Below are 6,767 nucleotides of genomic sequence, written 5' to 3'. Positions count from 1 at the left end.
TTCTTAATTTATCTCTAGAATATGCAATTATTACAGAGTGATTTTGCATATATAATTTTATTAATTCATTTATAATCTCATTTATTTTCAAAATTAAATTTTTTATTATTTAAAAATTGCTAATGGATAAAATTTTTAAATTAATTTATTTTTTGTTTTTAAATTAATTTATATTTTTCTCAATATAATAAATGAATAGTTTTTTAGTGTTATGAATAAATTTATGTATAAAAAAGTTATGTGTTATTTTAAAATTTTAATTGTATTCTGTAGATACAAGATTTATAAAAGAAATTATATTTAAAATATAAAAGGCTAAAAGTTATTTTTTCTATAACTTTTGGCCTTTATTTATTTAAGTTATAAATTTTTAAAAAATACATTTTATTTTGTAGGAATTTAGATTATGAAATAAATAGAGATTTTGAAAATATAATGCTACAATTGTAAAGTAATGGATATTAGGAGGGGGCGAAAGATAACATGGGTAAAGTAGCAGAGGGGGATAAAGTTATAAAAAAGACAGTTAAGAAAGGTCAAATAACTGAATTTGATAATTATTTATTTCATGAAGGAAAAAATTATAATAGCTACAGGTTTATGGGGTCTCATAGTGTTATAGAAAAGAGAAAACGAGGGGTAAGATTTACTGTTTGGGCTGGAAAAGCAAGTATGGTTTATATAGTTGGTGACTTTTCAGAGTTTAAGCCTTTGGAAGAATATAAGATGGAAAAAATAAGTGATAATGGTATATGGACGATTTTTATTCCTGGATTAAAGGTAGGTACAAAATATAAATATTATATAGTAGACGAATTTAAAAATAGGTCTTTTTATAAAGCGGATCCATATGCTTTACAATCGGAATTAAGACCTAATACTGCTTCTATAGTGAAAGAAGATATAAAGTTTAAGTGGAATGATAGAAAATGGATTAATAAAAGAAAAAGAAATAATATTTATAAAAGTCCAATTAATATATATGAAGTACACTTAGGTTCTTGGAAAATGTGTGATGATGAATTTTTATCTTATAAAGAATTAGCTAAAAGGTTAACTGAATATGTTTTAGAAATGGGATATACGCATGTAGAGTTAATGCCAATTATGGAACATCCATTAGATAAATCTTGGGGTTATCAGTCAACAGGATATTACTCAGTAACTAGTAGATATGGTAATGCTGAGGATTTAAAAGAACTTATAAACGAGCTTCATAAAAATGATATAGGAGTTATACTTGATTGGGTTCCAGGACATTTTTGTAAGGATTCACATGGATTATATATGTTTGACGGAAGTCCTACTTATGAGTATGAAGAAGGATGGAAAGCTGAAAATAAAGGTTGGGGAACTTCTAATTTTGATTTAGGTAAGCCAGAAGTAAGGAGTTTTCTAATATCAAATGCATTTTATTGGATTAGAGAATTTCATATAGATGGATTAAGGGTAGATGCTGTTTCTAATATAATTTATTTAAATTATGGAAGAAATGATGGCGATTGGTTGCCTAATATATATGGAGGCAATGAGTGTTTAGAGGGAACATCATTTTTGAAGGAGTTAAATAGGGCTGTATTTTCAGAATTTGAAAATATAATTATGGTTGCTGAAGAATCAACATCTTGGCCTAATGTAACAATGCCTATAGAAAATGGTGGTTTAGGATTTAACTTTAAATGGAATATGGGATGGATGAATGATACTTTAAAGTATGTAGAGATTGATCCTATATATAGAAAATATCATCATAATAATATGACTTTTTCTATGATGTATAATTACTCTGAAAATTTTATATTACCAATTTCTCATGATGAGGTGGTACATGGTAAAAAGTCTTTAGTTGATAAGATGTGGGGTGATTATTGGAACAAGTTTGCTGGATTAAGATTATATTTAGCTTATATGATTGGACATCCTGGAAAAAAACTTTTATTTATGGGTTCTGAATTTGGACAGTTTATAGAATGGAGAGATTATGAGGAGCTTGAATGGAAACTTATAGATAAGTTTTCAATGCATAATAAAATGTTACAATACACTAAAAACTTAAATAAATTTTATAAAAAAAATAATGCTTTATGGGAACTTGATTATAATCCAGAAGGATTTAAATGGATTGATGCAGATAATAAAGATCAAAGTATTTTTACTTTTATTAGGAAGGGAGAAAAAGAAAAGGATACATTAATTTTTATATGTAACTTTACTCCTAATGTATATTATGACTTTAAAATAGGGGTTCCATATTTAGCTGATTATAAAGAAGTCTTTAATAGTGATGATAAAGAATATGGTGGATCTGGACAAATTATGGATCAAATACTTGTTGCTGAAGATAAAGAATACAATAATATGCCATATTGTATAAAAATAAAAGTTCCACCTATGGGAGCATCAATATTAGGTATTGATAAATTTAATAAGCTAACTGTGAAAAATAAGAACATAATAGAATAGTAAGCAAAGGAGTAAGAGAAAATGAGAGTTTTAATAGTTGCATCTGAGTCACACCCTTTTATAAAAACAGGTGGCCTTGGAGATGTTATTGGTGCATTACCTAAAGAATTAAAAAAGTTGGGTATAGATGTTAGGGTTGTAATACCAAATTATAAAGATATAAACCTTAATTCAAAATATAAGTCTAAATTTTTAAAATCATTTAATGTAGAGGTTAGTTGGAGAAATCAATATTGTGGAGTATTAGAATGTGAATATGAAGATGTTCCTTATTACTTGATAGACAATGAATATTATTTTAAAAGAGATGGATTGTATGGATATTATGATGATGGAGAAAGGTTTGCTTTTTTCAATAGGGCTATATTTAAACTTATAAAAGAAATTGGGTGGAAGCCAGATATTATACATTGTAATGATTGGCAAACTGGAATGATTCCTGTTCTTAATAAAGTTGAATATTACTATGATGAGTTTTATAAGGGAATAAAAACTATAATATCTATTCATAACTTATTATTTAGAGGAACCTTTGATAAGGAGGTATTACCAGAACTGTTCGGATATGATTATGAATTATTTAACAATGGAAGTTTAGAGCTTTATGGTGGAGTTAGTTTTTTAAAGGGTGCAATAAATTATTCAGATTTAATAACAACTGTTAGTAAAACTTATTCTAAAGAAATAAGGACAAAGGAATTTGGAGAAAAGTTAGATGGGTTATTGAGGTTTAAAGAAGATATTCTTAAAGGAATAGTAAATGGTATAGATTATGATGAATATAATCCAGAGAAAGATGATTATATTTATAAAAATTACTCAGTAGAAAATATAGAATTAAAAGTTAAAAATAAATTGATGTTACAAAGAGAACTTGGGCTTAAAGAATCAGAAGATATTCCTATGATAGGTATAGTTTCAAGGTTAACTAGTCAAAAGGGTTTAGATATATTTATGTATTGCTTAGATGAACTTTTACAAAAGGAAGTTCAGCTAGTTATTTTAGGAACAGGAGATAATGAATTTGAAGAAGGATTTAAATGGTTTGCTAATAAATATCCTGATAAGTTATCAGCTAATATTTTATTTGATAATAAGTTAGCACATAAAATATATGCTGCATCAGATTTATTTTTAATGCCATCTTTATTTGAGCCTTGTGGACTTGGACAACTTATTGCATTAAGATATGGGGCAATTCCAATAGTAAGAGAAACTGGTGGACTTAAAGATACAGTAATATCTTATAATGAACAAACAGGTATGGGAACTGGGTTTGTATTTAAAGATTATAATCACTTAGATTTAATAAATTCTATAAATTATGCTTTAGAAACTTATAATAATAAAAATAAATTTAGAAAAATAGTAGTACAAGCTATGAAGAGTGATAATAGCTGGATAAAGTCTGCAAAAGAATATAAAGATATGTATGAACAATTAATATAGAGATTATTATATAAATTATTATTTGGGTTAATTAAATAAATATTATATTTAGGGGAAGGGGAATAAGTGAATATGGTTAATAAGGAAATAGTTGCAATGGTATTAGCTGGTGGACAAGGTTCTAGATTAGGAGTGTTAACAAAGAATTTAGCAAAACCTGCAGTACCATTTGGAGGAAAATATAGAATAATAGATTTTCCTTTAAGCAATTGTGCAAATTCTGGTATATATACAGTAGGTGTTTTAACTCAGTATAAACCACTTGAGCTTAATTCACATATAGGAATTGGAGATGCGTGGGATTTAGACAGAAGAGATGGTGGAGTATCTATATTACCTCCATATCAAGAAGAGAAGGGTGGAGATTGGTATAAAGGAACTGCAAATGCAATATATCAAAATATAGAGTATATAGATAGGTATAATCCTGAGTACGTTCTTATACTTTCAGGTGATCACATATATAAAATGAATTATGATAAAATGCTAAATTTTCATAAAGAAAATAATGCTGATGTAACAATTGCGGTTATAGAAGTCACTATGGAAGAAGCAACGCGTTTTGGAATAATGAATACAAATGAAGATTTAACTATATATGAATTTGAAGAAAAACCAGAAAAACCAAAAAGTAATAAAGCATCAATGGGGGTTTATATATTTAAATGGGATAAGTTAAGAAAATATTTAAAAGAAGATGAACTAGATGAATTGTCAAGCAATGACTTCGGTAAAAATATAATACCAAAAATGTTGAATGATAATATGAGAATGTTAGCATATCCTTTTAAAGGTTATTGGAAGGATGTTGGAACTATAGATAGTCTTTGGGAAGCAAATATGGATTTATTGAGAGAAGAAAATGAATTAGATTTAAGAAGCAATGATTGGAAAATATATTCAAAAAATCCTGTTAGACCAGCTCAATATATAGGTAAAAAATCAAAAATAAAAAATTCTATGGTTAATGAAGGTTGTAAAGTATATGGAGTTGTAGAAAATTCTATATTATCTCAAGGTGTATACGTTGGGGAAAATACTATAATAAAAGATTCTGTAATAATGCCAAATGCTTATATTGAAAGTAATGTGATTATAGATAAAGCGATTATAGGAAGTGATTCCATAATAAAGGAAGGTTCTTTAATAGATAATGGAAATAAAATTGCAGTAGTAGCAGCTGGAAATATTATAGATAATCTAGCAGATAAAGAAAATTTAGGGGTTATACCAAGAGAAATTTCTATGGTATAAAATGTTTTGAAATAGTCTAATAGATTATTAGTGATGAAAGGGTGAAGTTTGCTTGAATAATTGTTTAGGAATAATAAATTTGGATGAAAATGAAAGTAAAATGGGAGAGTTAGTTAGATATAGAACATTAGCATCAGTACCTATATCAGGAAGATATAGAATAATAGATTTTATAATATCAAATATGTCTAATTCAGGAATAGAAGGTATAGGTATATTTACAAAAAATAAATCAAGGTCATTAGTAAATCATTTAACTAATGGAAGACCTTGGGACCTCCATAGAAAAAAGGATGGACTTAGAGTTTTTAATTTTGGGGATTATGATCCATATTATGATGATGTTCATAATTTTATTGAGAATATAGAGTTTATAAAAAATAGTAGAAAAGAGTATGTTTTATTGGCACCATCATATATGATATGTAATATAGATTATAATGAACTAATAAAAACTCATAAAAATGAGAAAAATGATATAACTATAGTTTATAAAAAAATAAATAATGCAAAAGATAGCTTTATAGATTGTGAAGTTTTAAATATAAATGAAGTAAATAGAGTAATTAGTATTGGTGAAAATATAGGAAGAGAAAATGAAGCTAATATTAGTATGGAAATGTATATAATGAAAACAAATCTTTTTATAGATATAATATATGAGTGCGTAAAAAATGGAATAGATAGAAAAGTTAAAAATTATATAAGTAGAAATTTAAATGATATTAAGGTTGGAACTTATGAGTTTAAAGGATATTTATCTTGTGTAAATTCTGTAAAATCTTATTTTGATTCAAATATGGATATTTTAGATGAAAAAATAAATAGAGAATTATTTTATGATAAAGATCCAATATATACAAAGTCACAAGATGAAGCACCAACTAAATATACTAAAGAAAGTGAAGTAGTTAATTCAATAGTTGCTAATGGATCTTATATAGAAGGAACAGTTAAAAATTGTATTATAGGTAGAAGAGTTCATATAGGAAAAGGAAGTATCATAGAAAATTGTATAATACTTCAGAATAGCAAAATAGAGGATAATGTTTATATGAGCAAAGTAATTGCAGATAAAGGTACTACTGTGAACAAAAATCAAAATATAAATGGTACAGAAAATTACCCCGTTACAATTCAAAAAAGAAAAGCTATTTAAAGAAGGCAGTTTAAACTGCCTTTTTTATTTATATAATGAGATTATTTCACTTAAACTATTCCTAGTGTATCAATAGTAGCAAAATAATGAATTTAATAGTATTTAAGAGAATTTAGCTAATATATTAATTAAACAAGTAAAAATAAATATATATAAGGAATAGTATATGATATCATTAAGTCCGTTGCTTGAAAGACAAACGACTTTTAAGTTCGAACTTATATTTAGAATATGTCGAACTGAGTTGACAAATGTTGAGTAAAGTGATAAGATATTATTGTTGTTTAGAAGATAAAACACTTTGAAAGTTTAGAAAACTTTATGAAAAAAGTTGTTGACATAAATCTTCTTAAATGATAAGATAAACAAGTCGCTTGAGGGCGACGAGATAAAATGGTCTTTGAAAATTGAACAGAATATAGAAATACATTTAGAACCAGCA

General features: G+C 26.3%; 4 protein-coding genes. All 4 read left to right on the top strand.

Translation table 11 applies throughout. The features are described 5' to 3' along the window. Positions 1–483 precede the first annotated feature (483 nt). The 4 genes from glgB to glgD all read left to right on the top strand — a co-directional run bounded on the left by glgB (position 484) and on the right by glgD (position 6,325). Positions 484–2,463, top strand: a complete 1,980-nt coding sequence (gene glgB, locus AC4FQW_RS13220; protein WP_491149522.1) for a 1,4-alpha-glucan branching protein GlgB — start codon at positions 484–486, stop codon at positions 2,461–2,463. A gap of 21 nt (positions 2,464–2,484) precedes the next feature. Next, the gene (gene glgA, locus AC4FQW_RS13215; RefSeq protein WP_303130978.1) at positions 2,485–3,912 is read left to right on the top strand and encodes a glycogen synthase GlgA; all 1,428 of its coding nucleotides are present in this window, start codon (positions 2,485–2,487) and stop codon (positions 3,910–3,912) included. Positions 3,913–3,984: 72 nt separating this feature from the next. Beyond that, the gene (locus AC4FQW_RS13210; protein ID WP_303130977.1) at positions 3,985–5,166 is read left to right on the top strand and encodes a glucose-1-phosphate adenylyltransferase; all 1,182 of its coding nucleotides are present in this window, start codon (positions 3,985–3,987) and stop codon (positions 5,164–5,166) included. A gap of 52 nt (positions 5,167–5,218) precedes the next feature. Further along, on the top strand, positions 5,219–6,325 hold the full coding sequence (glgD, locus tag AC4FQW_RS13205; RefSeq protein WP_491149520.1) for a glucose-1-phosphate adenylyltransferase subunit GlgD: 1,107 nt from the start codon (positions 5,219–5,221) through the stop codon (positions 6,323–6,325). Positions 6,326–6,767: the final 442 nt, after the last annotated feature.

This window comes from Clostridium sp. TJA085 (assembly GCF_058310235.1).
Note: the sequence above shows the minus strand (reverse complement) of the source record. Positions and strands in the feature narration are given on the sequence as shown.

Bases quoted from the DNA above. Each gene is read 5' to 3' on its own strand.
- glgB (WP_491149522.1), top strand. From the start codon at position 484: ATGGGTAAAGTAGCAGAGGGGGATAAAGTTATAAAAAAGACAGTTAAG.
- glgA (WP_303130978.1), top strand. From the start codon at position 2,485: ATGAGAGTTTTAATAGTTGCATCTGAGTCACACCCTTTTATAAAAACA.
- AC4FQW_RS13210 (WP_303130977.1), top strand. From the start codon at position 3,985: ATGGTTAATAAGGAAATAGTTGCAATGGTATTAGCTGGTGGACAAGGT.